We start from the raw sequence: 25,963 nt of genomic DNA, 5'->3' as shown, positions 1-25,963 counted from the left end.
CCAGTCATGCCCCAGGCAGCCCGTACGGGCGACCCCACCGTCCACGGAGGCGTCATCGGCACCCCGCCCCCGGGCGCGGTGGCCGTCGCCACCGTGCTGATCGGCGGCAAGCCGGCCGCCGTCACCGGAAGCCTGCACGTCTGCGTCGTGCCGCCGCACGCCCTGCTCGGCCCGGGGAACGTGATCATGCCGAACCCGGCGGCGGCCGTCGGCGCCGCGGTCCTCATCGGCGGGCTGCCCGCCGCCCGCATGGGCGACACCACCACCTGCGGCGCGAAGATCGTCATGGGGGCGCCCAACGTCCTGATCGGGGGCCCGATATGAGCGAGCACGGCTTCATCGGCCGGGGCTGGGGCTTCCCGCTTCGCGTCGGCGCGACCGGCGGCATCGGCATGGTCGAGCGCGAGCAGGAGATCGAGGAGGCCATCGGCCTGGTCCTCGGCACCGCGCCCGGCGAACGGCCCATGCGCCCCGAGTTCGGCTGCGGCATCCACGAGTACGTCTTCGCCCCCGGCGACGGCGCCACCGCCGGGCGCATCGCCCACGAGGTGCGCAGCTCCCTGGAGCGCTGGGAGCCGCGCATCGAGGTCCGGGACGTGGTCGTCGCGTTCGACACCGTCGAGGAGGGCACCCTCTACATCGACGTGCACTACACCGTGCGGTCCACCAACGACCTGCGCAATCTCGTCTTCCCCTTCTACACGATCCCCGAGGCGGGAGCCCGCTGATGTCCCTGCCCCCGCCCAACCTGGACGACCGCCGTTTCCAGCAACTGGTCGACGAGGCCAAGCGGTACGTCCAGCAGCGCACGCCCGAGTGGACCGACCACAACGTGTCGGACCCCGGGGTGACCCTGATCGAGACGTTCGCGTACATGGTCGACCAGCTGCTCTACCGGCTGAACCGGGTGCCCGACCGCAACTACCACGCCTTCCTGGACCTGCTCGGCGTGCGGCTGTTCCCGCCGACGGCCGCCCGCGCCGACGTCGACTTCTGGCTGTCGGCCCCGCAGCCCGACACCGTGCGGCTGCCCGCCGGTACGGAGGTGGCGACCGCGCGCGGCGAGACCGAGGACGCGGTCGTCTTCTCAACCGACGAGGACCTGGCGATCGTGCCGAGCTCCCTGGTCCGCCTGGTCACCGTCCCGGCGGCCGGGGACCAGACCGACCGCACCGGACCGCTCGCCGACGGCCAGGACATCCCCTGCTTCCAGTCCCGCCCCCAGCCCGGCGACGCCCTGCTGTTCGGCCTGCCGACCGCGGTGCCCCGCTGCATCGTGGCCGTACGCCTGGACAGCCGGGTGGAGGGCGTCGGCGTCGACCCCCGGCAGCCGCCGCTGGTCTGGGAGGCGTGGGACGGCGCCCGCTGGGCGCCCTGCGCCACCGGCACCGACTCCACCGGCGGCCTCAACAAGCCCGGTGAGGTCACGGTGTTCGTGCCGGCCGGGCACACCGAGTCCGTCACCGCCGGCACCCGCGCCGGCTGGCTGCGCTGCCGGGTCACCGACGTGGTGCCCGGCCAGCCCTTCTACTCCGAGTCCCCGACGATCCGCGAGGCGGAGGTCTTCACCGTCGGCGGCACGGCCGGCGTCGAACACGCGGAGACCGTCCTCGATGTCCCGCTCGGCACCTCCGAGGGCGTCGCCGGCCAGACCTTCGCCGTGCCCCGGACCCCGGTCCTGCTCGACGGCGAACCCCCGCTCGTCGAGGTGTCCTCGGACGGCGGCTGGCAGACCTGGACCCCGGTCGACCACTTCGCCGCCTCCGGTCCGGCCGACCGGCACGTCCAGGTCGACCCCGTCGCGGGCCGGTTCGCCTTCCCGCCCGAGGTCCGCGAGGCCGACGGCACCATGCGGGCGTACGGGGCGGTGCCCCCGAAGGGCGCCCACATCCGCCTCACCCGCTACCGCACGGGCGGCGGCGCGGCCGGCAACGTGGCTCGCGGCGCGATCCGCGTCCTGCGCAGTTCCGTCCCGTACGTGGCGGGCGTCGCCAACCGCGAGGCGGCGCGCGGCGGGGTGGACGGCGAGACCGTCGAGAACGCGAAGCTGCGCGCGCCGCAGATCCTCCGCGTCCAGGAGAGGGCCGTCACCGCCGAGGACCACGAGGCCATCGCCCGCGAGGCCGCGCCCTCGCTGCGCCGCGTCCGCTGCCTGCCCGCCGCCCCCGGCGAGGGCGGCGCGGTCCGCGTCCTGGTCGTGCCCGACGCGGTCCCCGACGAGGGCGGCAGGCTCCGCTTCGAGCAGCTGATCCCGCCGGACTCCGTGCTCGCGGCGGTCGCGGGCCGGCTCGACGAACGACGCCTCGTCGGCACCCGCCTGGTCGTCGAACCCCCCTCCTACCAGGGCGTCACCGTCGTCGCCGGGCTCGTCGCCGACGAGGGCGACACGGACGCCGTCCGAGCCGCCGCGCTCGACGCCCTGTTCCGCCACATCGACCCGCTCCGGGGCGGCGCGGACGGCACCGGCTGGCCGTTCGGCAGGCCCGTGCAGTACGGGGAGGTCTTCGCCGTCCTCCAGTCCGTGCCCGGCGTCCGCCTGGTCGAGGAGGTCCGCCTGTTTCCCGCCGACCCCCTCACCGGGCGGCGCGGCGGCGCGGTGGACCGCGTCGACGTCGCCCCGAACGCGCTGGTCTTCTCCCACCAGCACCAGATCGCGGTCACCGCGTCCGGGGAGCGCTCATGACGAGGGCCGCCGTCCCCGGACTCCCCAGCCGCTACCCGATCGGCGCGCTGCTGCCCGCCATGTACGCGGACGACGACTTCGCCCAGCGTTTCACGGCGGGCCTGGACACGGTCCTCGCCCCGGTCCTGTCCACGCTCGACAACCTCCCCGCCTACTTCGACCCCGCGCTCACCCCGCCGGACTTCCTGCCCTGGCTGTCCTCCTGGGTCGACGCGGGCATCGACCCGGCCTGGCCGGAGGACCGCCGCCGCGCCACCATCGCCCGCGCCGCCGAACTCCACCGCCGCCGGGGCACCCGCGGGGGCCTCACGGACCTCCTGCGCCTCTGCTTCGGCGCCGAGGCGGAGATCCAGGACGGCGGCGGCGTCACATGGTCCTCGGAACCGGACTCCGCCCTGCCGCCCGCCCCGACGGGCGAGTTGCTGGTACGGATCCGGCCCGCCCCCGGCCGCCCGCTGGACGCCACCCGCGTCCTGGCGGTCGTCCGCGCCTCCTGCCCGGCGCACCTGACCGCCCGGGTGGAGATCCTGCCGGGCACCCCGGCCGACACCACAGGGAGCCCGACATGACCCGCCCGTGCCCCGCCTGCGGCGCCGCGAACGCGGAGGACGAGGACTTCTGCGGGAGCTGCGGTACGTACCTGGGGTGGTCGTCCCGGCGGCCCGCCCCGGAGCCGGTCGCGCCGGAACCGGCCCCCGCGCCCGCCCCGGAACCGGAACGGCGCACGGCTCCGAGCCCCGCCGCGCCCGCCCCGGAGCCGACCCGAGCACCGGAACCGACCCCGGAGCCGGACCCCGAGCCGGAGCCCCGACCGGCCCCCGCCCCACGGAGCCCCGCGCCCGCCCCCGTACAGCCGAGCCGGCCGAAGCCGCCGGAGCCGGAACCGGCGGAGGAGCCCGTAGGGGCCGTCCTGCCCGGCATGCCGACAGCCGCGCGCCCCACGGTCCGTACGGCGACGGTGGACGACGAACCGGACGGCGAGCCCTGCCCCTCCTGCGGGACGAACAACCGGCCGGGCCGCACGTTCTGCCGCAACTGCGCCAAGCCCTTGAAGCCGCAGGCCCAGGCGGCGAAACTGCCCTGGTGGCGCACCCGCTGGCCCTTCAACCACCGCGTCCGCGCGGGCTCGGGGCGGCTGCTGCGCGGCAGCCTGACAGCCCTGGTGATCGTGGGTCTCCTCGTCGCGGGCTTCCTGCTGATCCCGGCCGGGCGCTTCGTCGTGGAGGACGTACGCGACAAGCTCGGCGGCACGGGCGAGGTCTCCCCGGCCCACGTCTCCGCGACCGCGTCCGCCCCCGACCACCCGGCCAAGGCGGCGACGGACGGCGTGACGAACTCGTACTGGGGCGCCCCGAAGGTGGGCGACGCGCTGACCGCGAAGTTCAAGGACCCGTTCCGACTGGTCGGCATCACGGTCCACACGGGCATCTCGACAAAGCCGGAGGTCTTCCAGAAGGGCGCGCGGCCGACCCGGGCGGACCTGACCATCACGACGAAGGACGGCAAGACCCACGAGAAGACGATGACCCTCGCCGACAAGCCGGGCGAGCAGACCCTGCGCACTGGCATCAGCGACGTCGTGTCGATCCGCTTCACGATCCGCGAGGCGGCGGGCCGGGCCAACGGCCACCCGATCGCCCTGGGCGAGATCGAGTACTTCAAGCGGACCTAGAGGCAGGCGCGTCGGCACTCACCTATCTGACAGGTTCAAGCAGGTCAGCTGCGGTCAGCCCGGTCTCGCCGTGGACGAGCCGGAGGGCGACCATCCGCTGGGCAGCGGCCTGATCGCTGTATCCGGTGGCTCCGGTCAGAACGAGAGCCTTGGCCCCGGCGGCTTCGAGAACGTCGGAGCATGCCCCCACTCCGTCCACGTCCGCGACAGCAAGGTCACCGACGGGCCGACCTTCGCCGTCGACCCCGCCGCCTGGACCGCCTTTCTGGGCCACGCGACCGCGCACTGATCACTGGGCGGGGGTGCCATGGGCCGTCGAGGCGAACAGGTCCATGCCGAGCGCCGCGGACAGGAAGTGGGCGACGCGCTGCCCCCGCACGCTGTTGCCCGCCTCGTCCAGGCGGGGTGAGAACACGCCGAGCCCGCCCTTGCCGGGGGCGACGGTGATGATGCCGCCGGAGACCCCGCTCTTGCCCGGCACGCCCACCTCGTACAGCCAGTCGCCGCTGCGCTCGTACAGGCCCGCCGTGGCCAGCGCGGAGAGGGTGTCGCGGCAGACTCCGGCGGCCACGACCTGCTCGCCCGTGAGGGGGCAGACGCCGCCGTTGGCGAGGGTCGCGCCCATGACCGCGAGGTCGCGGGCGGAGACGGTCAGGGAGCACTGGCGGGTGTAGAGGTCGGTGGTGGCGACGGGGTCCCCGGCGAGGGCGTCGTAGCTGTCCAGCAGGCGGGCGATCGACTCGTTGCGCTGGTTGGTGCCGGCCTCGGAGGCGTACACCCGCTCGTCCACGTGCAGTTCGCGGCCGGCGAAGCGGGAGAGGCCCCGGCGGACGAACTCCCAGCGCTCGTCGGGCGATTCGCCCGGGACCAGGGCCGTGGTGGCGAGGGCGCCCGCGTTGACCATGGGGTTCATCGGGCTGCCGTGGTTGAGCTCGACGGCCAGGACCGAGTTGAACGGAAGGCCCGTGCTGTTGACCCCGATCCGGGTGCGGACGGTGTCGCGCCCGAGTTCCTGGTTGACCAGGGCGAAGACGAACGGCTTGGAGACGGACTGGATCGAGAACGGGTGTTCCGCGTCGCCGACCGCGTAGACGTTGCCGCTCACGTGGGCGACGGCGATGCCGAACAGCTCGGGGTCGACCTCGGCGAGTTCCGGGATGTAGTCGGGGACCTGCCCCTCACGGTCCTCCTGGAACCGGCGGCGTACGCCGTCCAGCGTCGTCCGTACGGCCTCGGCGGTCGGGAGCCGCCCGGTGGAGACGGCCGCCTGCGCCGTCCGGGCGTCCGGGGTGTCACCGGTGTTGTGAAGCACGCCGGCCATTCCGTACCTCCTGATGCCCGCCCCGGGCGTCCTCGACCGCTTCCGGCCCCCACCTGTAGCGCACGGTCCGGCCGGTGCCGCCACGCAATACGGGCCCCGGTCCCGACAGCCCCCGTATGGCCGATGGCGTCCCGAGTGGCTGCCGGGCGCGGAACGGGCTCCTCACTACGCTGACGCGGGTGCGTCGCGACGAGGAGCTGGCCCGTCCGGACGACGAGAAACGGTCCGAGGGCGTCGGCCCGTTCGGTTCGAGCGCCCTTGCGTCGGCCCTCGCCGCCATTTCGGCCTTTGACGTGCAGCACTATCTGCTGCATCCTGTGATGCATGGCTGCTGTGGTTCGTAAAAGCGTCCCTCTGGACACGCCGCTCGAAGACGCGATACGGCGTTTCCGGCTCCACGGCACTCCGGAGAACCAGGCCCTGTGGCAGGTGACGGGCATAAGAGTGGACGGCGACACGTCCGAAGCCGAAGTGCTTCGTGCGCTGCTGCACGCCGGCTGTCACGCGGTGGAGGAGAAGGCCATGGAGAACGGCTACGCCGCTCTCGCGGCGGCCCACGACGAGGAGGACCGGGCGTACGAGGCAGCTGTACGGGCTCGCGGGGCCCGTCGGCGGAGCCGAGTCGGGACCGGTGAATGAGCGAGATCGTTCCCATCCGTGGACGCGTGTACCGCGCCGACCTCGGCGCAGGTCCCAAACCCTGGCTCGTGGTCTCGAACAACGCGCGCAACCGGGCGCTCAACGACGTCCTGGTCGTGCGCATCACTACGTCGGTGAAGCCTCCGCTGGCGAGCATCGTCGAGCTGGAGGCCGGTGAACCACTCGTGGGGCGCGTGCTCTGCGACGATCTGGGCCCCATGTACAGGGACGAGATCATAGGAGACCTCGGCGCGCTCTCGAACCAGACGATGGTGAAGGTCGCCACGGCTCTGCGGCACGTCCTCGCCCTCTGAGCCGCGACAGGTGCGGGCCGGCCCCGGCGGCTGCGCTCCCGGGCCAGTCAACTCTGCCCCGGGGGACCTGGAACCGGGTGCACGTGCCGGGGTATGCAGGAGGGGTCATACCTCCGGCAGGAAGAGGGCCCCATGCGCGGCCAGGACGGCGCTGAGAAGACCGGCGCGGATCGAGGGGGGCACGCGGCGGCCCGTAGGCCCGGCGCCGCCGCCGGTGTGCCCGCCACCGAACTCCTCGCCCTCCAGGGCAGCCTGGGGAACGCGGCCGTCGTCCAGATGCTGCGGGCCGCCGGGCACCCGCACTGCGGCGACGAGGCGGAGCACGCGGTGCAGCGCTCGGCGGTCACGGACGTGCTGCGCTCGGGTGGCCGGCCGCTGGACAGCGCCGTGCGCAGTGAGATGGAGTCCCGGCTCGGGGCGGACTTCTCCGACGTACGCATTCACACCGACGCCGCCGCCAGGGCATCGGCCGCCGAGGTAGGGGCCCGTGCCTACACCTCCGGGCACCATGTCGTCATCGGCGACGGCGGGGCCGACAAGCACACGCTCGCCCATGAGCTGACGCACGTCATCCAGCAGCGCCGGGGGCCGGTCGCCGGTACGGACAACGGCTCGGGACTGCGCGTATCGGACCCGTCCGACCGGTTCGAGCGGGCGGCGGAGGCGAACGCGACCCGGGTCATGCGGGGCCCCGCCCCCGTACAGCGGGAAGAGCTCGCGGCGGCCCCCGGCCGGCCCGGGCACCAGGCGGTCGTGCAGCGCGTCAAGCTCACGGGGTACAACCAGCGCGTCGACTACCCGCAGGGGGCGCTCACCGTGACCGTCAACGGCACGGCGGGCAAGGTGGGCGTCAAGATGGAGGGCGAGCTCTTCGCGGGCGCCCTGGGGACGGGCGAGGCGCCCCAGGTGCAGCCCGCCTGGTGGCCGCCGAGCGGCACCCCGATCGGTGACTGGTTCAAGAACTACATGGTCCAGGGGCACCTGCTGAACCACAATCTGGGCGGCTCGGGCAAGCATCTGGAAAACCTGACTCCGCTGGTCAGGCAGGCCAACAGCCAGCACCACGCCAAGGTCGAGAAGAAGCTCAAGGCGGCCATCCTCCAGCAGGGTTACACCGCCCGCTACCACGTGACGGCGGACTTCAGCAAGCACCCCACATCGGCCGATATGAAGATGACGCCGGGGTCGCAGGAAGCCCTCGACTTCGACAACATCTACTCCGTCGGTCTCCCCTGGAAGATCTCCGCCGAATACACCCTGTACGACGCCAAGGGCAAGGAAGTGGGCTGGGACTCATGGGAGATCGAGAACAACAACATGTAGGCACTCCGACCGGTGGAACCGACAGGCGACGGGCGACACACACATGAGCAACGCAAGGCACCGACTCGACGCGCTGGTGGCCGAACTCCGGGAGAATCCCCGCGTCGAGCTGCTGAAACACGAACTGACCGACCCCCTCCCTCCGGACCGTATCGGCGAGCTCGCGGAGGGGCTCCCCGCCGGGGTGGAGGAGTTCTACCGCGAGGTGGGGTCCTTCACGCTGGAGTGGCGCTCTACCGAGGGCGACGGGGCGAACCGCGGTGTGGCCGACATCCTGCCGCTGGACCGGGTGCTCGGGGACTGGAGCGGGATCACCTGGTTCCCGGGCGGCGAGCAGGAGTTCCGCCCGGTGGTGCCCTTCGACTTCTTCACCCCGGAGGCGTGCGCGGCCTTCGAACGGGGAGAGGACGGCACCTTCGCCGAGACGGTGAGCTACCACTACTTCGGCGAGGAGCTGGCCCCCACCGGCCGCACCTTCACCGAGTACGTGGACCTCCTCATCGCCTCGCGCGGCTACTGGTACTGGCCCAAGACCCTGTGCCGGGGCTACGAGGACAGCGCGGAGGTCACCGGCTTCCGGCAGGACATGCCGCGCATCTTCCCGGACCACGACGACGAGCTGTTCCGCCCCCGGTGACGCGTCACAGCCCCGGCGCCCCCCACACCGGGAACCACCGCGACAGGTCCTGCTCCACGCGCAGGTCGTCCCCCAGGGCGGCCCGGACCTCCAGCTCCAGCTGGTTGTCGCGTTTCCCGGGGCCACCCGGGACCGGGGCGAATGGGTAGAACGTGCCGCGCTTGTACAGGTACACCAGCGCCAGCGCCCGCCCCCGCCCGTCCCGGAAGCCGACGAGCGAGCACAGCAGCTGCGGGCCGAAGCCGCCGTCCTGCAGCAGGGTGTTCACCGCGTGCAGGTCGTTGACCAGGGCCGCCGTGTCCTCGGGCGCCTGCCGGGCCAGCAGCCAGGTGTAGCCGTACGCGTCCCGGCTGAACTCCACCGGGACGCCGCCGCGCACCGTGTCCGCGTCGAGCAGTTCGCGTACGTCCTGCTGGACGCGGGCGAAGGCGGAGCCCTCCACGCCCGCGAAGCACACCGATCCCAGACCCGTCGGCGTGAGGCCCGTCGCCGCCTGGAGGGTCAGCGCGGCGGACGGGACGGCGAAGAGCTGGTCGAGGTCGGGGCGGACCGGCTTGCTGCGGCCCAGGATCGTGTCGAGCAGGCCCACGGGGACTCCTTACGGACGGGCTCCTCCACGAGGATTCACGGGCGGGACAGGTCCGCCGAGATGCGGGCCAGCTGGTCGAGGCGCTGCTCGAGCGTCGGGTGGGTGGAGAGCAGCCGGCCGATGCTCTCCTTCGAGGCGAAGGCCGGGACGAAGTAGAAGGCGTTGTACGGCTCCGCCTTCCGCAGGTCCTCCGTCGGAATCCGGGCCATCTGGCCGCTCACCTTGGTGAGGGCGGACGCCAGGGCCGAGGGGCGGCCGGTCAGCAGGGCGGCCGTGCGGTCGGCGGACAGCTCGCGGTAGCGGGAGAGCAGCCGGGTGAGCAGGAAGCTCAGCGCGTAGACGACCGCGCTGACCAGCGGGATCAGCATGATGATGATCCCCGAGGGGTCATTGCCGCGGCTGTTGCGGGCGAAGCCGCCCCACAGCGCCACCCGGGTGATGATCCCGGCCAGCACGCCGAGGAACGAGGCGATCGTCATCACGGCGACGTCGCGGTGCGCCACGTGCGACATCTCGTGCGCGAGGACCCCCTCCAGCTCCTCCGGCTCCAGTCTGCGCAGCAGCCCCGTCGTGGCGCAGACCAGCGAGGACTTCTGGCTGCGCCCGGTCGCGAAGGCGTTCGGCACATCGCTCTCCGCGACGGCCACGCGTGGTTTCGGCATGTCGGCAAGAGCGCAGATCCGGTCGATCGCGCCGTGCAGTTCGGGCGCCTCGGCGGGGGAGACCTCCCGGGCGCCCATGCTGAACGCCGCGATCCGGTCACTGAACCAGAACTGGGCGACGAACATGCCGCCGGTCAGGACCAGGATGATCGGCCAGGACCCGCGCAGCACGGCCAGGAGCACGCCGACCAGCACCACGTACAGCAGCCCGATCAGGAACATGGTGGTCACCATGCGGGTGGTCAGGCCACGGTCGGTGGCGTACCGGCTACGGGTTCTGGCCATGGGTGCCCTCCAGTCCTCGCCTGTCTCCATGGTGCTCCTCGGCGGCTGAAAGTGGATGCTCTCGCTCCGTTCACCGGGTATGGCCGAACATGACCTAGGCCAAGTAGGTGCCTGAGGCATCTAGTGAGAGTGATCGGCAGGACCCACCCCCCTCGCTGCGAGGTCCGTCATGACAGAGACCCAGTCCGAGCCCATTGCCTCCGAGTCCATTGCCTCCGAGTCCATTGCCTCCGACCCCGTTGCCTTCCCGCAGGACCGCACCTGTCCCTACCACCCGCCCGCCGGCTACCCGAGCGCGAGCCGCGGGCAGCGGTCGGTGTCCCGCGTCCGCCTCTTCGACGGCCGTACGGTCTGGCTGGTCACCGGCCACGCCGAGGCGCGGGCGCTGCTCGCCGACCCCCGGCTGTCCTCCGACCGCTCGAACCCGGACTTCCCGCTGTTCGCGCCCCGGCTGGCCGCGATCAAGCAGCGGCGCGTGGAACTGCTCGGGGTCGACGACCCGGAGCACAACACCCAGCGCCGGATGCTGATCCCGAGCTTCACGGTCCGCCGGACGGCGGCGCTGCGGCCCCGCATCCAGGAGACCGTGGACCGGCTGCTGGACGCGATGGTGGAGCAGGGGCCGCCGGCCGAACTCGTCGGCGCGTTCGCACTGCCGGTGCCGTCCATGGTCATCTGCGCGCTGCTCGGTGTGCCGTACGCCGACCACGACTTCTTCGAGGACCGCTCGCGCCGGCTGCTGCGCGGGCCCGAGCCGTCGGACGTGGTCGCGGCCCGGGAGGACCTGGACGCGTACTTCCGCGAGCTGATCGCGCACAAGCGGCGCGAACCGGGGGACGGGCTGCTGGACGAGCTGATCGCCAAGCACCTGGAGACGGGGGCGGTGGGCGGGGAGGAGCTGGTCCGGCTGGCCGAGATCCTGCTCGTGGCCGGCCACGAGACGACCGCGAACATGATCTCGCTCGGTACGTTCACGCTGCTCCGGCACCCGGACCAGCTGGCCCGGCTGACCGGTGGCGGCGCGGACGCGGTACCGGCCGCCGTGGAGGAGCTGCTGCGGTACCTGTCCATCGCGGACGGGCTCTCCCGGGTGGCGGTGGAGGACATCGAGGTCGGCGGGGAGACGGTGCGGGCGGGGGAGGGCGTGCTGCTGTCCACCGCGGTGATCAACCGGGACGCGTCCGCCTTCGCCTCCCCGGACGAGCTGGACCTCGGGCGCGGGGCGCGCAACCACGTGGCGTTCGGCTTCGGCATCCACCAGTGCCTGGGTCAGAACCTCGCCCGCGCCGAACTGGAGATCGCCCTGCCCGCCCTCTTCCGCCGCCTGCCGGGCCTGCGGCTGGCGGTGGCGCCGGAGGAGGTCCCGATCAAGCCGGGCGACACGGTGCAGGGGCTGCTGGAACTGCCGGTGACCTGGTGAAGGAGGAGCGAGCCATGCGGATCGACATCGACAAGGACGTGTGCGTCGGGGCCGGGCAGTGCGCCCTGGCCGCCCCGAAGGTCTTCACCCAGGACGACGACGGCCTCAGCGAACTCCTGCCGGAGGCCGAGCCGGGCCCGATGGTGGCGGAGGCGGTACGGGCGTGCCCGGTGGGGGCGATCAGGGTGGGCGGCTGAGGGGCTGCGCGAGCCGCCCCGTCCCTCACGGCCACAGCCGCTCCCGCTCCCACGCCCCCGCCCCCGTCGCCGGGTCCGCCGTCCGGCGGTACCGCAGGCGGACGTGGCGGCGGCGGGCGTCGCCCTGGAAGAACTCCACCTCGCGCGGCTCGACCACGTACCGCGTCCAGCTCTCCACCTCCGCGTCCGGCTCCTCGCGCGCCCGGTCCCAGGCGGCGTCGGAGGCGCGGGCGAGGTCGGCCGGCGAGTCGAGGATCTCGCTCTGGTGGCCGACCAGGGCGGAGGCGAGGGCCCCCGTCGAGCGGGCGTGCAGGTCGGCGGCGCTCTCGGCGGTGGGGCACGCGGTGACGCCGCCCCGGACGCGGACCTGGCGGCCCTGCGCCGGCCAGTAGAAGCCGAGTGCGGCGTACGGGCGGGCGGCGATCTGGCCGCCCTTCGCGCTGGTGGAGTGCGTGGCGAAGTGCCAGCCGCGCTCGTCCACGTCGTGCAGCATCAGCGTCCGTACGTCGGGCAGGCCGTCGGCGTCCGAGGTGGCCAGGTGCATGGTGTGCGGCTCGGTCTGTCCGGCCGCGACGGCCTCGGCGAACCAGGCGAAGAACAGGGCGTGCGGCGTGGGCGGCGCGCCCTCCGGGCCGAAGGCGGGGAGATCGGTCTCCCAGACGCGCTGTGCGTGCAGCAGATCGAGGAAGGACTGCCGGGCGGCGGGATCGAGTGCGTCGGTCATACGGCCGACGCTACGCCGCGAAGCCCCGGCCGACGCCGCGCCCCGGTCCGGATACGCCGACGGCGGACCACAGGCGTGGTCCGCCGTCGGTGAGACAGGACCTGGGGGCGCCGGAGATCACCGCGCGTCGCCCCAGCGGGGGATGCGCGCTACTTCGCGGGCTTCTTGCCGGTGATGCCGAGGTGCACCAACTGGGCGAGATTCGGCTTGAGTTCGGCCTGCTTGACGCCCCAGGCCGTGAAGCCCTTCTGGTGCGAGGCGACACCGGCGAGCATGACGACCAGGGAGCCCGCCACGGCGGCCGGGCTGACGTCCTTGTCGACCTTGCCCTTGGCCTGGAGCTCCTTCACGGACTCGGTCAGGGAGCCGGTGACCGAGTTGAGGATCTTCATGCGGATCTTGTTGAACCGCTTGTCGCCCTCGGCCGCCCCGAGGTCGATCACCCGCAGGATCGCGTCGTTGCGGCGCCAGAAGTCGAGGAAGCCCTCCACGAGTTGTTCGGAGGTCTGCCAGCCCGACTTGCCGACCCAGGAGCGTCCGGCTACCAGTTCGGTCATCCCGGAGCCCTCCTTCGCCACGTCCTCGGCGAGTTCGAGGACGGCACCCTCGACGTCGGGGAAGTACTGGTAGAAGGTCGCTGGTGAAGTCCCCGCCTTGCGCGCGACGTCGATGACTTTGACGTCCCGGTACGGCGAGGAGCTGAGCATCTCGCTGAGGCAGTCGAGCAGCTTCTGCCGCGTCGCCTGACCGCGCCGACCGGCCACGCGGCCGTCGACGGTGCGTACTTGTCCTGTCATGCCGTCAGCTTACCGACGGGTGATCGGAGCGCGATTCGGCCGAAGCAAATGGGGAACGGGGCCCGCCCGGGAGCCGTCCGGGCCCCCTCCGGGCCCGCGTCGCCCACAGTGTGATGAGTGTTATTAACAGGCTGTGGATAACTTCGGTGGATAACTTTCGAACCTGTGTTCGCTTCCCGGGGTTCGGGGTCGGGGTCCCGGGGCTCGGGGTCCGAGGGTCGGCGTCCGGGGATCGGGAGCCGTTCCGGGACGCGCCGCGTGCATCACGAAGCTACCGTGACTGTGACGGGCGTCACCGCGACGACGGAAGGATCCGGGCCCATGGCCGCATTCGCGCAGTCCGCACCGTGCTGGGTGGATGTGCAGCTCCCCGACCTGGAGGCGGGCAAGCGCTTCTACGGCGAGCTGTTCGGCTGGACCTTCCGGCCAAACGGCTCCCGCGCCGATGCCCTCAGCGACGGGAGGCTCGTCGCCGCGCTGGCCGCGAAGAAGGACGGCCGGATGCCGACCGCCTGGGGCGTCTACTTCGCTACCGACGACATCAAGGCGTCCGTCGCCCGCGTCCGCGCGGCCGGCGGCCAGGTGATCACCGAACCCGTCTCGGCCGGCCGGGACGGGGTGCTCGCCCAGGCCGCCGACCCGGCCGGCGCGGTCTTCGGCCTCTGGCAGGCCGGCGAGCGCGCGGGCTTCCGGAAGCAGAACGAACCCGGCTCCTTCTGCTGGACCGAGGTCCACACCCGCGCCAAGGACCGCGTCGACCCCTTCTACGAGGAGGTCTTCGGCTTCCGCAGCGCGGACATCGACGACTCGCCCTCCCGCGTCCCGGACACCGACGAGCACCGCGTCGACTTCCGTACGTGGTCCCCGCCCGGCACCGAACCCGGCCCCGACACCGCGGTCGGCGGGCGCAGCGTCATCACCGACGCGTTCCCGGCCGAGCTGCCCAGTCATTTCCTGAACTACTTCAACGTCGCCGACTGCGACGACACCGCGCGGACCGTGCGGCGGCTCGGCGGCCGGGTCACCGAACCCCCGATGGACATCCCGTACGGGAGGATGGCGGTCCTCCAGGACGACCAGGGTGCCGAGTTCGCCGTACTTCAGGGGCCTGTGTCCTGATACGGGAGGTGTGGCACGGGACACCCCGATCCGCCCCCGGGTTCGCAACCGGGGCCCGGGCCAGGAACAATCGGGGTGCGCACCGCCGGGCGGCGCCCACTGATGAGACGCTGCACACGGCGGGATTTTCGCGGGCCTCTGTGACCTGAGGCCCGTACGGGGAGGTGGCAGGTAGTGGAGCAGCTGACGCAGCACGACCCGAGGCGGATCGGCCCCTTCGAGGTGCTGGGACGTCTCGGGGCCGGCGGCATGGGGCTGGTCTATCTGGCCCGGTCCGCGTCGGGCCGCCGGGTGGCGATCAAGACCGTCCGCACGGAACTGGCCGAGGACCAGCTGTTCCGGGTGCGCTTCACGCGCGAGGTGGAGGCCGCACGCGCCGTCAGCGGCTTCTACACGGCCGCCGTCGTCGACGCCGACCCGCGCGCCGCCGTGCCCTGGCTGGCCACCGCGTACGTACCCGCCCCCTCGCTCGAAGAGATCGTGAACGAGTGCGGGCCGATGCCGACGCAGGCGGTCCGCTGGCTGGCTGCGGGCATCGCGGAGGCCCTCCAGTCCATCCACGGGGCGCAGCTCGTCCACCGCGACATGAAGCCGTCCAACGTGCTCGTCGTGGAGGACGGCCCCCGCGTCATCGACTTCGGCATCGCGTCCGGCGTCTCCAACACGCGGCTCACCATGACCAACGTGGCCGTCGGCACCCCGGCGTACATGTCGCCGGAGCAGGCGCGGGACTCGCGGAGCGTGACGGGGGCCAGCGACATCTTCTCGCTCGGCTCGACGCTCGCGTTCGCCGCGACCGGCCATGCCCCGTACCGGGGGGCCAACCCGGTCGAGACCGTGTTCATGCTGCTGCGCGAGAGCCCCGACCTCACCGGCCTGCCGGACGACCTGCGGCCGCTGATCGAGTCCTGCATGCAGAAGGACCCCGCGATGCGGCCCACCCCCGCGGACCTGCAGGCCCAGCTCGCCCCGCACCTCTTCGCCGCCGGCGGCGGTGACGACGACGGCGGTACGGCCTCCGCCTGGCTGCCGGCCGCCGCGACCGAGATGATCGAGCGGCGCCGGGGCGGCGGCCGTCCGGCTCCGCCGCCCGCGACCCCGCCGCGACCCGCCGACCCGGCGCCGTCCCGGCCCGCCCCGGCCCGCCAGGAGTCCGTGGCGACCGCGCCCCACCAGCCGCCGGGCACGGACTGGGAGGGGTCCTGGCAGGGCGGTGCGCCCGCCGCGCCCGTGCCCGACGCCGGGGGACCGGTCCGGCTCACCGGCGCCCAGGTGCCGATCGGGCCCGGGCCCCGCGCCCAGGCCGTCCGCGCCTCGGCGGCCGCCGCCGACGCCGGGCCCGCGACCGGCTGGGTCCGCCCGCCCGCGGGGGTCCAGGGCACCGCCCCCGCGCCCGTGCCCGCCCCGGCCCAGGCCCCCGACAGCGGGCAGTCCGGGCCCGCACGGTGGCGGCCCTGGCGGTTCCGCATGTCCAACGACGTGTGGGGCACCCCGGTCGTCGTCGGCGACCTGCTCTACGTCACGTCCTTCGAGGTCCACGCGCTGGACACCGGCAACGGGCGGCGCCAGTTCAAGACCCGCGACGTCGCCTGGGCGATGGCCGTCGAGGGCGGGCGCATCCACGCATCCGACGGCCCCTCCCTCTACGCCCTGGACGCCACCACCGGCGCCGAGCGGTGGCGGACCGGCACGGACGCCTGGGTGTACGCGCTCAAGGCCGACCGGGGCACCGTCGTCACCGCCACCCGGGGCGGCGGCGTCCAGGCATGGGAGGCCGCGACCGGCGAGAAGCTGTGGGACCTCACCGGCGCGCAGACGGACTTCGAGACCCCGGAGGGCGGGCCGGTCATCCACGACGGCACGGTCTACGTCTGGCAGGACGCCCGCGTCAAGGCCCTCGACGCCCGCACCGGCGCCGAGCGCTGGTCCTACCCCGTCGGCGACGCGGCCTCCTGCGGCGGCGTCCCGGTCCGGGTGACCCCCGCGCCGGACGGTTACGTGTACGTCGCCGCCGGGACGCGGGTCCTCGCGGTCGACATCGCCTCCGGGCGCGTCCGCTGGCACTTCGAGTGCCCGGCCGTCTTCCTCTCCCCGCCCGCCTTCGCCCCCGGCCCGGCCGTCACCGGCGGCGGGGTCTACCTCGCGGACTACCTCGGCACGGTGTACGCCCTGGACGCCGCGACCGGCAAGGACCGCTGGCGCATCGCCACGGAGGCCCGCCAGTCGGCTGAGCCGGTGCTCGTCGTCGCGGGCAACGTCCACGTGGGCAGCGGCAGCGCGCTCTACACCCTCGACGCGGTCACCGGCACCCCGAAGTGGCGGTTCGCCGCGGGCGGCGAGGTGGTCGGCGCCCCCGTCGTCGCGGACGGCCGCGTCCACTTCGGCTCCGCGGACCACGTCCTCTACACCCTCGACGCGGCGGGCGGCCAGCTCCGCTGGAAGCTCGCCACGGGCGGCGAGATCACCGGCACGCCGGTGGCCCGGGGCGGTGTGGTGTACGCGTGCAGCAAGGACCGCTGCGTGTACGCGCTGGACGCGCTGAAGGGCACCGGTACGGGGGCCCGCGCCCGGGCGTGACGTTAAGCCGTCCGGCCCGCCCCAGCCCGTCCGGCGTGTGAGGACGGAACCGGTCATCGGGTGGGCCCGAACCCCTGCTGCACCGCCCACCGGGGCAAGGGTTCCGTCCTCAATCGCCGGACGGGCCGGGATGTCCGCCGGGCGGACGGGTCCCGGGAGCCCCCGGGGGGTCCGAGCGCGGCCCCGGGGAGTCCGGGGGCGGCCCCACGTAAGGGTCGTCGCCCTCCGGTTCCGGCCACGGGCTCGTCTGGACCGAAGGCCCCGGCTCCCGCGTAGGCGGCCACGTGTCGGGCGCGCCCGACCCCGGCGCGTCGTACTGAGGGGCGCGGCGGCGGCCCGACATCACCCAGGCCCCCGCCAGGATCAGCGCACCCCCGCCGAGGGCCAGCGCGACGCCCGGTCCCAGCCCCGACCCGTCGCCCGTGACGGCCAGGCTGTCGGTCACCTGGAACACCCGGACCATCCACAGCACCGTGAAGCCGAGCACGACCACGCCCGCCAGGGCGACGAGCGCGCGGGAGCGCATCAGGACGCCCAGCACGGTCACCAGCGCCGCGCACAGGAACGGAAGCCACAGCGAGCCGAAGAGGCCACCGGAATGCGTACCGGCCACACCGGTTCCGCTGAAGAGGTCCCCCAGCCGGTAATGCCGCCCGAGGCGGCCGTCGTACCAGTCACGGAAGGGGCTCAGCACGGCGGCCGCCGCTCCGGCGAGAGCGAGGACCGCACCGAGGACGTTGCGGATCATGTCCGTACCTCCAGGACGCGCTCTCGCTCCGACGCTACGCCGCACGGGTTGCCCCCGCCACCAGACGGGGACGAGACCGTGACAGGGCCATGACCGGCCCGCCGGTCACCCGCGCCATGCTGTGGGTTACGGTGCCGTGTCGCCCGGCCACCCGGCCGGCCACGGCGGAACACCACACACTCGGGGGCGGATTCGATGAAACGGCAGCACGTCAAGCTGACGGTGGTCCTGGTCGCGGTGGTACTCGCGCTCACCGGCTTCTCCACCGGCAGCCACGGCAGCAAGAGCAGGAGCGGCAAGAGCCGTTCCAGCCACAGCAGCGGCGGCGGTTGCTCCAACGACAAGAAGAGCAACGGCACGTACCACGACACCGACTCCGGCAACCGCTACAACCGCACGTCGGGCGGCACCTCGGGCACTCGTACGTCCCCGACCCCCACGGCCACCGCCGCCCCGAAGGCGTACGTCTTCCGCTGCGCCGCCCCCGCGAAGGGCGCGGTCAAGGCCGTCACCGCCTCCACGGTCCGCCTCACCGCGAACGCGAGCGGCAGCCACACGTACAACGTCGACGTGAACTTCCTCGACGCGTCCGGCGTCGTGGTCGACACGGGCAGCGCGACGGCGGATGCGTCCCGCGGCGAGACGAAGACCGTGTCCGTGCGGATGGACCACCCGGACAAGGTCGCCCGGGTCGCGAAGTGCGCCGTCACGGCGGCGGTCCTCTACTGAGCCCGGGGTGGCCACTCGCCGGGGTGATGTGATCACCCCATGCGATGAATGAGGCGGCCCGGCTGAAAGGGTGACGGGCACGGTGTCAGATATGGCAACCAAGAAGTACACCGTCACCCAGCCGGAGGAACTGGCGGAGGAGATCCGCAGCGAGGTCGGCCCCGGGGCCTTCAGCGCCGAGCGACCCGCCGCAGCACCGAGGGTGCCCGAGCTGTTCAAGCCCGGGCACTCGCCGTGTGCGGTGGCTCAGGTGGCGTGCGGGTTGCCATCCGGGGTCACCACGGTGGCGTGGGTGTTCCGCGTGGTCACGGCGGTCTCGCCGGTGGCATGCAACGGCCGCGGCGGCTTCCCCTCCGCACCGCCGCGGCCGTTCCCCCGTTCCGGTTGGACTAGTTGGGCTTCGGCGCCGAGGCGTGGGCGTCGAGCGTGGTGATCTCCTCGCCCGAGGCGTGGGCGTCGGTCGGCTTGAGGGGCTCGCTGGAGGCGTGGGCGTCCTGCGTCGTCAGCTCCTCGCCGGAGGCGTGGGCGTCGGTCGGCTTGAGGATGCCGTTGTTGTCGGCCATGAAGGTCAACTCCTGAAAGCTGAAGCGTGGATGCAGTGGATGGTGTGACCGTCCGGCGGTTCCCCCGTGGATCGCCGGACGGCCACACCGGGCCGTTCACCCTAGTGGTGGGGCCACCCACCGATCCGCCTGCCCCCCGACGCGACGGATCGATGAGGAGAGAGTGGCCCGGCGCGATAAACGAATGATGAACGCGCCGGGAGGGCTCAGAACACCGGCGTCGACTCCAGCAGAACACGCACGTCGCCGGCCTCGGCCGAACCGAGTTCCTCGAAGACGGTCAGCGCCTCACGCCAGCACGCCTGCGCGCGATCGGTCTGACCGAGCGGCATGAGGCTGAGGCCCAGCACCGTGAGTACGTTGGCGCGCCGCCACTCCCCGCCGATGCCGTGCAGAACGGCGAGCGCCTGCTCGGCCAGTGCGGCGGCTTGGGCGTGCTGGTCGTCGGCGAGGTCCACCTCGGACAGACGGAACAGGGTCATGCCGTGCCAGAAGCGCTGCCGGCTCTCGCGGAACACGGTCAAAGCCTCGGTGAGTACGTGGCGCGCCTCGGAAGTCTGACCCGCGCCCGTGAGCGCCAGGCCGAGCGCGTACCTTCCGTTGGCCAGCCGGAGAGCCTGCTTCCTGCCGTCCGCCTCGTAGAGGGCGATGCCCTGCTGTGCCAGGCTCACCGCGCTCGTCTTGCGGTCCGTGGCCAGGTGCACCCTGGACATGTTGCACAGGGCGGACGCCTCGCCCGACTTGTTGCCGTCCGCCCGGAAGGCGTCCAGGGCCTGGGTGAAGTGCGCCTCCGCGTCGGCGTGCCGGTTCTCGTACAGGGCGATGATGCCGAGCTGATTGGGCGCCTGGCTCGACGAGACGGGGTCCCCGGCGGCCAGGCCCAGTTCCAGGGCTCGCAGAGCGTCGCTCCTGGCGTCGGTGAACCGGCCGGAAATGCTGTGCACATGCGTCAGCATCGTGCGCGCCCGCGCCTCCGCCCTGACGGCCCCGGCCGCCCGAGCAGCTTCCGAGACCGCCGTCGCGGCCTGGGTGAACTGGCGGGAGTTCGCACCTGATTCACCCAGGTCGACGGCGGCCATCAGAAGGTCGGCGGCCTTGCCGACCGTGTCCTTGGCGGCGGCCTGCCGGGCACACGCGAGGACACCGCTGGACTCGCTGAAGAGCCAGTCCAGTGCTTCCGTCGGCGTGGTGAAGGCCAGGCCGGGGCGGCCGGTGGGTTCGAAGTGGTCCAGGACCCGTTCCCCCGGCCGCTCCAGCGCGTACACCCCCGCCGCCGTCGCCAGGTAGAAGTCCAGCAGCCGCGACAGCGCCTCCTCCCGCTCGCCGGGCGCCTGTTCGTCGCGTTCCGCGCAGGAGCGGGCGTACAGGCGGACCAGGTCGTGGTAGCGGTAGCGGCCCGGGGCGGCGGACTCGACCAGGGACGTGTCGACCAGCGCCTCCAGGAGGTCCTCCGCGGTGTGCGGGTCCAGGTCGAGAAGGGCCGCCGCGGCGGCCAGGGAGATGTCGGGGCCGTCCGCGAGGCCGAGGAGGCGGAAGGCGCGGGCCTGGGGCGGTTCCAGCTGGCCGTAGCCGAGTTCGAAGGTGGCCTTGACCGCGAGGTCGCCCGCCTGGAGTTCGTCGAGGCGGCGGCGTTCGTCCGCGAGCTTGGCGGCCAGGACGGAGACCGTCCAGGTGCGGCGGGAGGCGAGACGGGAGGCGGCGATCCGGATCGCCAACGGCAGGAACCCGCACGCGGCGACCACGTCGAGCGCGGCCTCGCGCTCGGAGGTGATGCGTTCCTCGCCGACGATCCGGGTGAAGAGCCGCAGCGCCTCCTCCGGGGACATCACGTCGAGGTCGACGAGGTGCGCGCCCGCCAGGTCGACCATCCGCACCCGGCTGGTGACGAGCGCCGCGCAGCCCTCCGTGCCCGGGAGCAACGGGCGGATCTGGGCGGCGTCGTGGGCATTGTCGAGGAGGACCAGGACCCGGCGGCCGTCGAGCGTGGAGCGGTAGAGCGCGGCGCGCTCGTCCAGGGTGTCCGGTATGGCGGAGTCCGCGGTGCCGAGGGCCCGGAGGAAGGCACCGAGGACCGTCTCCGGCTCGGCGGCGCGGGCTCCGGCGCCCTGGAGGTCGACGTAGAGCTGGCCGTCCGGGAAGTGGCGGCGGGCCTGGTGGGCGACGTGGACGGCGAGGGTCGTCTTGCCGACGCCGCCGATGCCGGCCAGTGCGGAGACGGCCATCACGGAGCCCTCCGCCGTGCCGAGCCGGTCGCCCAGCTCACGGACGAACGCGTCCCGGCCCGTGAAGTCCGGCACGGTTGCGGGCAGTTGCGCGGGGCGGACCGGTGCCGCCGGCTGGGCGGGCTCGTCGGCCGGACGGGCCAGCTCCTCGTCGGCGCGCAGGATGCGCTGCTGGAGCCGGCCCAGCTCCGCGCGCGGGTCGACGCCCAGCTCCTCGGCGAGCAGCCGTCTGGTGTCCGCGTAGACGGCGAGCGCCTCCGCCTGCCGGCCGCTGCGGTACAGGGCCACCATCAGCAGCTCGCGCAGCCGCTCCCGCAGGGGGTGCGCGGCGGTGAGCGCGGTCAGTTCGGAGACCGCCTCCGCGTGGCAGCCCGCCTCCAGGTCCAGGTCGAGGCGGGTCTCGGTGAGCTGGAGCCGCCACTCCTCCAGGCGGGTGCGCTGGTAATCCGCGTACGGGCCGGGCACCGAGGCCAGCGCCTCGCCGTCCCAGAGCCCGAGCGCCTTGTTCAGGAGGGCCCGCGCCGCGTTCCGGTCGCCGCCGGCTCTGGCCTTCTCCGCCTCGGCCGCGAGCTCCTGAGCGACGGTCAGGTCCAGCGTGCCGGGAGCGGTGCGCATCGCGTAGCCGCCGGAGTCGCTGACCAGGGTGTCGGGTCCGAGGACCTTGCGCAGCCGGGAGGCGTAGGTGCGTACGGCGGCCAGCGCCTGCGAGGGCGGCTCGTCGCCCCAGATGCCGTCGATGAGTTCGGCGGCCGTCACCGTGTGCCCGCCGCGCAGCAGGAGCGCCGACAACAGGGCGCGCTGCTGCGGGGATCCGGACGGCAGCGGTTCGCCGCCGCGCCCGACCCGTACGGGACCGAGTACGGAGAAGTGCAGCACGGCCTCGTCCTCCGGGCCCCGCTGCTGCGGAACTCGTACCCGTGGCCCGTCGTCGCGGCCCATTGCTGCCTCCTGTCCTGCCTGCACACAGCACACGGCACGGTCGCTGTGTCCGGATCGGCCACAGGCTGTCCGGATTGCTCCATACCGTTGATACCGCCGTCAACAGTCTGCCTTGTGAAGGGTCGGCCCGTCAGTAACGGATGACTCTCTGCACAAGCCCTCGACAACGATTGTGGAACGGGGCAGCGGCACCGGGAGGGGTCCGCGCACGGGCAGGAGCCCCGCTCCTCCGCCGGTGCGGGGGAGCGGGGCTCCTTGGGTACTGCTCTTACCGGCCGCGATCGGCCGACCCGGGCAACTAGGCCGGGGTGACGTTCTCAGCCTGCGGGCCCTTGGGGCCCTGAGTGACGTCGAAGTTCACGACCTGGTTCTCCTCGAGGGAGCGGAACCCGGACGCGTTGATCGCGGAGTAGTGGACGAAGACATCCGGGCCGCCGCCGTCCTGGGCGATGAAGCCGAAGCCCTTTTCAGCGTTGAACCACTTGACGGTTCCGGTAGCCATAAGCCCTCCTTGGGCCAAAGGGTTGCCCTGCTCCAGAACCTGCGATGAAGTCTGAAAACTACAAAAGCCTGCGGGGTTACATGCTCCGCAGGCTCTGTACTGCAAGGGAAACCAAACTGCAACTTGCCGTCGAGCCTAGCACGCAGGGTGTACCGAAGGGTAGAGGGAAAGATCACTTCACCCGGATGTTTGATTGCCGCCCGGATGAGCCATCCGAGAGGGCCTTCCCGTGAGCCGCCCGCCCCCGGTGGGGCAGCCGGGCGGGGACGGGTCTAGCCTCGCGATGTGGACAATTCAACCGTTTCAAACGTCGCGGTCGACGACCGTCGCCCCCGGCCGCGCGTCGGCCACATCCAGTTCCTCAACTGCCTGCCCCTCTACTGGGGGCTCGCACGGACCGGAACCCTGCTCGACCTGGAGCTGTCGAAGGACACCCCGGAGAAGCTCAGCGAGCAACTGGTCAGGGGCGAGCTGGACATCGCCCCCGTCACCCTCGTCGAGTTCCTGCGCAACGCGGACGACCTGGTCGCCTTCCCCGACATCGCGGTCGGCTGCGACGGCCCCGTCATGTCGTGCGTGATCGTCTCGCAGCGCCCTCTGGAGGACCTGGACCGGGCCCGCGTCGCCCTCGGATCGACCTCCCGCACCTCCGTACGGCTGGCACGCCTGCTGCTCGCCGAGCGGTACGGAGTCACCCCCGACTACTACACGTGCCCGCCCGACCTGGGCCTGATGATGCAGGAGGCGGACGCCGCCGTCCTCATCGGTGACGCGGCGCTGCGCGCCAACCTGCACGACGCGCCCCGGCTCGGGCTCCAGGTCCACGACCTGGGCGCGATGTGGAAGGAGTGGACGGGTCTGCCGTTCGTCTTCGCCGTCTGGGCCGCGCGCAAGGACTACCTGGCCGCCGAGCCGACCGCGGTGAAGCAGGTGCACGAGGCGTTCCTGGCCTCCCGCGACCTGTCCCTGGAGGAGGTCACCAAGGTCGCCGAGCAGGCGGCGCGCTGGGAGGCCTTCGACGCGGAGGTGCTGGAGCGCTACTTCACGACGCTCGACTTCCGCTTCGGCCCGGACCAGCTGGCGGGCGTGGCGGAGTTCGCCCGGCGCACCGGCGAGGCGGCGGGCTTCCCGGCCGACGTGAAGGTGGAGCTGCTCGGCGGATGAGAACATCCCGCCGCACGGGAATGGCATTTTCGATTTCGTTGAACATGCGATGAATGGCGGATTGCGGGAGGCATCGGGAGTACGCCCCCGATGTCTCCCGCAATCCGCCCCCGCGCCTCCCGCAATGGGCGCTCGGCGGCAACCGGCGCATTCACGCCTTTTATCGCGGTGAATGACGTCGTTCGTTCCCTTGGGGGCGAAATCGGCGGATGGTTTCTCCCGTGGCCGGATCAGACTTCGCGGACACGAACTAGGCTTCGGTCGGAGGTCCGGCCGGGTTCACAGGGGGAGTCCTTATATGCAGCCGCTGGAAGCCGGGGAACCGCTGAGCATCGGCGCCTACCGGCTGCTCGGCAGGCTCGGGGCCGGCGGCATGGGCCGCGTGTACCTCGGGCGCAGCGCCGGCGGCCGTACGGTCGCCGTCAAGGTCGTCCACCCGCACTTCGCGCTCGACGAGCAGTTCCGCGCCCGGTTCCGGCGCGAGGTCGAGGCGGCCCGCCGGATCGGCGCCCAGTGGACCGCCCCCGTCCTGGACGCCGACCCGGACGCCCCCGTCCCCTGGATCGCCACCGGTTACGTGGCCGGCCCGCCGCTCTCCGCGGCCGTCACCGAGCACGGCCCGCTGCCCGAGCACGCGGTACGGGTGCTGGGCGCCGGCCTCGGCGAGGCGCTGGCCGCGGTGCACGAGCGGGGCCTGATCCACCGGGACGTGAAGCCGTCCAACGTCCTGCTCGCCCTGGACGGCCCCCGCCTGATCGACTTCGGCATCGCCCGGGCCATCGACGCGACCGCCTCGCTCACCTCCACCGGGGTCTCCGTCGGCTCGCCGGGCTACATGGCGCCGGAGCAGATCCGGGGCACCGACATCTCGGGCGCGGTCGACATCTTCTCGCTGGGCGCGGTCCTGGCGTACGCGGCGACCGGCTCCGCGCCCTTCCTCGGCGACTCGTCGGCGGTCCTCCTCTACAAGGTGGTCCACGAGGAGCCGGAGCTGGGCGAGCTGGAGGGCGGTCTGCGCGACATCATCGCCGCCTGCCTGGCCAAGGACCCGGAGCGGCGGCCGACCCCGGACGAGCTGGCCCGCCGGCTGCTGCCGGGCGGCGCGGCGGCCGCGGTGGCGGCGGGCTGGCTGCCGGGACCGCTGGTGCGCGAGGTGAGCCGGTCGGCGGTGGCCCTGCTGGACCTGGAACCGCAGGAGGCCCCGGTGCAGTCGGGGCCGGTGCCGTTCAGCAACCCGTCCTTCGGGGCGGGGGCGGTGGCGGGCGAGCCCGCGTCCGGGGCGGGTGCGGCGGACCCGTTCGGTGTGTCGGGTCCGGGCCCCGCGCTGGGTACCTTCGGCCCGCCGGTCGACCCGCCGCATCCGCCGACCGCCGGGGCCGACGGCCTGCCGGGGCAGCGGACCGGCGGGCGGAGCCTGACCCTGGGGGCGACGGCGGGCGGCGAGGGCGCGGGGCGGCGGCGCGTGAGCTGCACCGTCGCGCTGGCGGTGGCCGGGGCGCTGGCCGCGGTGACCGTGGGCAGCGCGTTCCTGCTGGACCTGATGCCGGGCACCGGCGGCGACGGCGGCAACGTCGGGCACGGGGACGTGGGGCACACCCCGTCCACCTCCCGCGAGCCCTCGCCGCCGACGGGCTCGGCCACGAGGAACCCGACGAAGGACCCCTCGAAGAGCCCCCCGACGAGCCCGGGCGGGGCGGCCGAGCTGCCCGACGCGTTCGTCGGCACCTGGAAGGGTCCGCTCACCGAGAAGACCACGGGCGCGCCGCACGGCACGCTCACCGCGGTGTTCACCAAGGGCCGCAAGGGCACGGACGTGGTCCGCCTGACGACCTCGGTCTCCACTCTCGGCGTCGAGATCAACTGCTACAGCGTCGCCACGCTGACCTCCGGGACGGATCAGGAGCTGCGACTGCGCGAACGGGCCGACCCGGACCGGACGAGCACGGCCGGCTTCTGCACCACGACGCCCTCCGACCTCCACTTCACCCGGGCGGCCGACGGCACCCTGCGCTTCCGCTCCGACGAGAAGGACGCGGGACTCCCGTACGGCACGCTCACCCGGTCCGGCGGCTGACCGCCGAGCCCCCTGGCGTACGCTGAACCGGTCCGTAGATCCGTTGAAAAACCGCCGAAAGGT

General features: G+C 73.0%; 27 protein-coding genes. 18 read left to right on the top strand and 9 right to left on the bottom strand.

All coding sequences use genetic code 11. The features are described from left to right. Positions 1-6: 6 nt before the first annotated feature. The 6 genes from BLW14_RS13235 to BLW14_RS35140 all read left to right on the top strand — a co-directional run bounded on the left by BLW14_RS13235 (position 7) and on the right by BLW14_RS35140 (position 4,644). Positions 7-324, top strand: a complete 318-nt coding sequence (locus BLW14_RS13235; RefSeq protein WP_093707362.1) for a PAAR domain-containing protein — start codon at positions 7-9, stop codon at positions 322-324. Continuing rightward, positions 321-728 carry a GPW/gp25 family protein gene (locus BLW14_RS13230; protein WP_093707360.1) on the top strand — a complete coding sequence of 136 codons (408 nt, stop codon included), beginning with the start codon at positions 321-323 and terminating at the stop codon, positions 726-728. The genes BLW14_RS13235 and BLW14_RS13230 overlap by 4 nt, the downstream gene beginning before the upstream one ends. Next, a complete protein-coding gene (locus tag BLW14_RS13225; protein ID WP_093707358.1) occupies positions 728-2,683 on the top strand; it encodes a putative baseplate assembly protein in 1,956 nt (651 codons plus the stop codon). Before BLW14_RS13230 ends, BLW14_RS13225 begins: the two co-directional genes overlap by 1 nt. Continuing rightward, positions 2,680-3,252, top strand: coding sequence for a phage tail protein (locus tag BLW14_RS13220; RefSeq protein ID WP_093707356.1), 573 nt, complete (start codon positions 2,680-2,682; stop codon positions 3,250-3,252). The genes BLW14_RS13225 and BLW14_RS13220 overlap by 4 nt, the downstream gene beginning before the upstream one ends. Further along, entirely contained in the window at positions 3,249-4,355 is a 1,107-nt protein-coding gene (locus BLW14_RS13215) for an NADase-type glycan-binding domain-containing protein (RefSeq protein WP_093707354.1), read from the top strand. The genes BLW14_RS13220 and BLW14_RS13215 overlap by 4 nt, the downstream gene beginning before the upstream one ends. Positions 4,356-4,467: 112 nt before the next feature. Then, complete coding sequence (locus BLW14_RS35140; RefSeq protein WP_256333001.1) at positions 4,468-4,644, top strand: DUF397 domain-containing protein; 177 nt, start codon at positions 4,468-4,470, stop codon at positions 4,642-4,644. Here BLW14_RS35140 and glsA read toward each other — a convergent pair whose 3' ends face one another. Continuing rightward, on the bottom strand, positions 4,645-5,676 hold the full coding sequence (gene glsA / locus BLW14_RS13205) for a glutaminase A (RefSeq protein WP_093707352.1): 1,032 nt from the start codon (positions 5,674-5,676) through the stop codon (positions 4,645-4,647). Positions 5,677-5,855: 179 nt separating this feature from the next. On the opposite strand from glsA, the gene BLW14_RS34465 reads away from it, so the two are divergent. The 5 genes from BLW14_RS34465 (at position 5,856) to BLW14_RS13180 (ending at position 8,589) form a co-directional block, all read left to right on the top strand. Then, positions 5,856-6,020 carry a hypothetical protein gene (locus BLW14_RS34465; protein WP_177153965.1) on the top strand — a complete coding sequence of 55 codons (165 nt, stop codon included), beginning with the start codon at positions 5,856-5,858 and terminating at the stop codon, positions 6,018-6,020. Further along, a complete protein-coding gene (locus BLW14_RS34225) occupies positions 6,001-6,315 on the top strand; it encodes a hypothetical protein (protein ID WP_143052007.1) in 315 nt (104 codons plus the stop codon). The genes BLW14_RS34465 and BLW14_RS34225 overlap by 20 nt, the downstream gene beginning before the upstream one ends. After that, a complete protein-coding gene (locus tag BLW14_RS13190; protein WP_093707346.1) occupies positions 6,312-6,629 on the top strand; it encodes a type II toxin-antitoxin system PemK/MazF family toxin in 318 nt (105 codons plus the stop codon). The genes BLW14_RS34225 and BLW14_RS13190 overlap by 4 nt, the downstream gene beginning before the upstream one ends. A gap of 132 nt (positions 6,630-6,761) precedes the next feature. Beyond that, positions 6,762-7,952, top strand: coding sequence for an eCIS core domain-containing protein (locus tag BLW14_RS13185; protein ID WP_093707344.1), 1,191 nt, complete (start codon positions 6,762-6,764; stop codon positions 7,950-7,952). Positions 7,953-7,995: 43 nt separating this feature from the next. Beyond that, positions 7,996-8,589, top strand: a complete 594-nt coding sequence (locus BLW14_RS13180; protein WP_093707342.1) for a hypothetical protein — start codon at positions 7,996-7,998, stop codon at positions 8,587-8,589. A gap of 4 nt (positions 8,590-8,593) precedes the next feature. Here BLW14_RS13180 and BLW14_RS13175 read toward each other — a convergent pair whose 3' ends face one another. Next, positions 8,594-9,178: a PspA-associated protein PspAB gene (locus tag BLW14_RS13175; RefSeq protein ID WP_093707340.1), complete on the bottom strand. Its 585-nt coding sequence runs from the start codon at positions 9,176-9,178 to the stop codon at positions 8,594-8,596. A gap of 35 nt (positions 9,179-9,213) precedes the next feature. Next, a complete protein-coding gene (gene htpX / locus BLW14_RS13170; RefSeq protein ID WP_093707339.1) occupies positions 9,214-10,125 on the bottom strand; it encodes a zinc metalloprotease HtpX in 912 nt (303 codons plus the stop codon). 169 nt (positions 10,126-10,294) lie between these two features. Here htpX and BLW14_RS13165 point away from each other — a divergent pair, with 169 nt between their 5' ends. Both BLW14_RS13165 and BLW14_RS13160 read left to right on the top strand, forming a co-directional pair. After that, positions 10,295-11,545, top strand: coding sequence for a cytochrome P450 (locus BLW14_RS13165; RefSeq protein WP_093707337.1), 1,251 nt, complete (start codon positions 10,295-10,297; stop codon positions 11,543-11,545). Positions 11,546-11,559: 14 nt separating this feature from the next. After that, positions 11,560-11,742, top strand: a complete 183-nt coding sequence (locus tag BLW14_RS13160; RefSeq protein ID WP_093707335.1) for a ferredoxin — start codon at positions 11,560-11,562, stop codon at positions 11,740-11,742. Between the two features lie 25 nt (positions 11,743-11,767). On the opposite strand, the gene BLW14_RS13155 is transcribed toward BLW14_RS13160, so the two are convergent. Both BLW14_RS13155 and BLW14_RS13150 read right to left on the bottom strand, forming a co-directional pair. After that, positions 11,768-12,466 (bottom strand): pyridoxine/pyridoxamine 5'-phosphate oxidase, encoded by a 699-nt coding sequence (locus tag BLW14_RS13155; protein WP_093707334.1) that lies wholly within the window; start codon positions 12,464-12,466, stop codon positions 11,768-11,770. 149 nt (positions 12,467-12,615) lie between these two features. Further along, complete coding sequence (locus BLW14_RS13150) at positions 12,616-13,263, bottom strand: TetR family transcriptional regulator (RefSeq protein WP_026242592.1); 648 nt, start codon at positions 13,261-13,263, stop codon at positions 12,616-12,618. A 321-nt stretch (positions 13,264-13,584) separates the two neighbouring features. Between BLW14_RS13150 and BLW14_RS13145 the strand changes: the two genes are divergently transcribed. Both BLW14_RS13145 and BLW14_RS13140 read left to right on the top strand, forming a co-directional pair. Next, positions 13,585-14,382 carry a VOC family protein gene (locus tag BLW14_RS13145; protein ID WP_093707332.1) on the top strand — a complete coding sequence of 266 codons (798 nt, stop codon included), beginning with the start codon at positions 13,585-13,587 and terminating at the stop codon, positions 14,380-14,382. Between the two features lie 174 nt (positions 14,383-14,556). After that, positions 14,557-16,959, top strand: coding sequence for a protein serine/threonine kinase AfsK (locus tag BLW14_RS13140; protein WP_093707330.1), 2,403 nt, complete (start codon positions 14,557-14,559; stop codon positions 16,957-16,959). A 109-nt stretch (positions 16,960-17,068) separates the two neighbouring features. On the opposite strand, the gene BLW14_RS13135 is transcribed toward BLW14_RS13140, so the two are convergent. After that, positions 17,069-17,707, bottom strand: coding sequence for a hypothetical protein (locus BLW14_RS13135; RefSeq protein WP_093707328.1), 639 nt, complete (start codon positions 17,705-17,707; stop codon positions 17,069-17,071). A gap of 195 nt (positions 17,708-17,902) precedes the next feature. Here BLW14_RS13135 and BLW14_RS13130 point away from each other — a divergent pair, with 195 nt between their 5' ends. After that, a complete protein-coding gene (locus tag BLW14_RS13130) occupies positions 17,903-18,436 on the top strand; it encodes a hypothetical protein (protein WP_093707326.1) in 534 nt (177 codons plus the stop codon). Positions 18,437-18,825: 389 nt separating this feature from the next. Here BLW14_RS13130 and BLW14_RS34460 read toward each other — a convergent pair whose 3' ends face one another. The 3 genes from BLW14_RS34460 to BLW14_RS13115 all read right to left on the bottom strand — a co-directional run bounded on the left by BLW14_RS34460 (position 18,826) and on the right by BLW14_RS13115 (position 22,662). Next, on the bottom strand, positions 18,826-18,999 hold the full coding sequence (locus BLW14_RS34460; RefSeq protein ID WP_177153964.1) for a hypothetical protein: 174 nt from the start codon (positions 18,997-18,999) through the stop codon (positions 18,826-18,828). A 206-nt stretch (positions 19,000-19,205) separates the two neighbouring features. Beyond that, on the bottom strand, positions 19,206-22,160 hold the full coding sequence (locus BLW14_RS13120) for an SARP-family global regulator AfsR (RefSeq protein ID WP_093707322.1): 2,955 nt from the start codon (positions 22,158-22,160) through the stop codon (positions 19,206-19,208). Positions 22,161-22,458: 298 nt separating this feature from the next. Beyond that, complete coding sequence (locus BLW14_RS13115; protein ID WP_003967102.1) at positions 22,459-22,662, bottom strand: cold-shock protein; 204 nt, start codon at positions 22,660-22,662, stop codon at positions 22,459-22,461. Between the two features lie 285 nt (positions 22,663-22,947). Here BLW14_RS13115 and BLW14_RS13110 point away from each other — a divergent pair, with 285 nt between their 5' ends. Together BLW14_RS13110 and BLW14_RS13105 are read left to right on the top strand one after the other, a co-directional pair. Further along, positions 22,948-23,826 (top strand): menaquinone biosynthetic enzyme MqnA/MqnD family protein, encoded by an 879-nt coding sequence (locus BLW14_RS13110; RefSeq protein WP_093707320.1) that lies wholly within the window; start codon positions 22,948-22,950, stop codon positions 23,824-23,826. 298 nt (positions 23,827-24,124) lie between these two features. Continuing rightward, entirely contained in the window at positions 24,125-25,900 is a 1,776-nt protein-coding gene (locus BLW14_RS13105; protein ID WP_093707319.1) for a serine/threonine-protein kinase, read from the top strand. Positions 25,901-25,963 lie beyond the last annotated feature (63 nt).

This window comes from Streptomyces sp. 2131.1 (assembly GCF_900105515.1).
Classification (GTDB): Bacteria; Actinomycetota; Actinomycetes; order Streptomycetales; family Streptomycetaceae; genus Streptomyces; species Streptomyces drozdowiczii.
The sequence above is the reverse complement of the archived record's forward strand: the minus strand, read 5'-3'. Positions and strand labels throughout refer to the sequence as shown.

Coding starts and splice junctions, on each gene's coding strand:
- BLW14_RS13145 (WP_093707332.1), top strand. CDS start 13,585: ATGGCCGCATTCGCGCAGTCCGCACCGTGCTGGGTGGATGTGCAGCTC.
- BLW14_RS13225 (WP_093707358.1), top strand. CDS start 728: ATGTCCCTGCCCCCGCCCAACCTGGACGACCGCCGTTTCCAGCAACTG.
- BLW14_RS13115 (WP_003967102.1), bottom strand. CDS start 22,662: ATGGCTACCGGAACCGTCAAGTGGTTCAACGCTGAAAAGGGCTTCGGC.
- BLW14_RS13135 (WP_093707328.1), bottom strand. CDS start 17,707: ATGATCCGCAACGTCCTCGGTGCGGTCCTCGCTCTCGCCGGAGCGGCG.
- BLW14_RS13185 (WP_093707344.1), top strand. CDS start 6,762: ATGCGCGGCCAGGACGGCGCTGAGAAGACCGGCGCGGATCGAGGGGGG.
- BLW14_RS13155 (WP_093707334.1), bottom strand. CDS start 12,466: ATGACCGACGCACTCGATCCCGCCGCCCGGCAGTCCTTCCTCGATCTG.
- htpX (WP_093707339.1), bottom strand. CDS start 10,125: ATGGCCAGAACCCGTAGCCGGTACGCCACCGACCGTGGCCTGACCACC.
- BLW14_RS13160 (WP_093707335.1), top strand. CDS start 11,560: ATGCGGATCGACATCGACAAGGACGTGTGCGTCGGGGCCGGGCAGTGC.
- BLW14_RS13105 (WP_093707319.1), top strand. CDS start 24,125: ATGCAGCCGCTGGAAGCCGGGGAACCGCTGAGCATCGGCGCCTACCGG.
- BLW14_RS13165 (WP_093707337.1), top strand. CDS start 10,295: ATGACAGAGACCCAGTCCGAGCCCATTGCCTCCGAGTCCATTGCCTCC.
- BLW14_RS13120 (WP_093707322.1), bottom strand. CDS start 22,160: ATGGGCCGCGACGACGGGCCACGGGTACGAGTTCCGCAGCAGCGGGGC.
- BLW14_RS34225 (WP_143052007.1), top strand. CDS start 6,001: ATGGCTGCTGTGGTTCGTAAAAGCGTCCCTCTGGACACGCCGCTCGAA.
- BLW14_RS34460 (WP_177153964.1), bottom strand. CDS start 18,999: ATGGCCGACAACAACGGCATCCTCAAGCCGACCGACGCCCACGCCTCC.
- BLW14_RS13235 (WP_093707362.1), top strand. CDS start 7: ATGCCCCAGGCAGCCCGTACGGGCGACCCCACCGTCCACGGAGGCGTC.
- BLW14_RS13215 (WP_093707354.1), top strand. CDS start 3,249: ATGACCCGCCCGTGCCCCGCCTGCGGCGCCGCGAACGCGGAGGACGAG.
- glsA (WP_093707352.1), bottom strand. CDS start 5,676: ATGGCCGGCGTGCTTCACAACACCGGTGACACCCCGGACGCCCGGACG.
- BLW14_RS13230 (WP_093707360.1), top strand. CDS start 321: ATGAGCGAGCACGGCTTCATCGGCCGGGGCTGGGGCTTCCCGCTTCGC.
- BLW14_RS13190 (WP_093707346.1), top strand. CDS start 6,312: ATGAGCGAGATCGTTCCCATCCGTGGACGCGTGTACCGCGCCGACCTC.
- BLW14_RS13150 (WP_026242592.1), bottom strand. CDS start 13,263: ATGACAGGACAAGTACGCACCGTCGACGGCCGCGTGGCCGGTCGGCGC.
- BLW14_RS13130 (WP_093707326.1), top strand. CDS start 17,903: ATGAAACGGCAGCACGTCAAGCTGACGGTGGTCCTGGTCGCGGTGGTA.
- BLW14_RS13180 (WP_093707342.1), top strand. CDS start 7,996: ATGAGCAACGCAAGGCACCGACTCGACGCGCTGGTGGCCGAACTCCGG.
- BLW14_RS13220 (WP_093707356.1), top strand. CDS start 2,680: ATGACGAGGGCCGCCGTCCCCGGACTCCCCAGCCGCTACCCGATCGGC.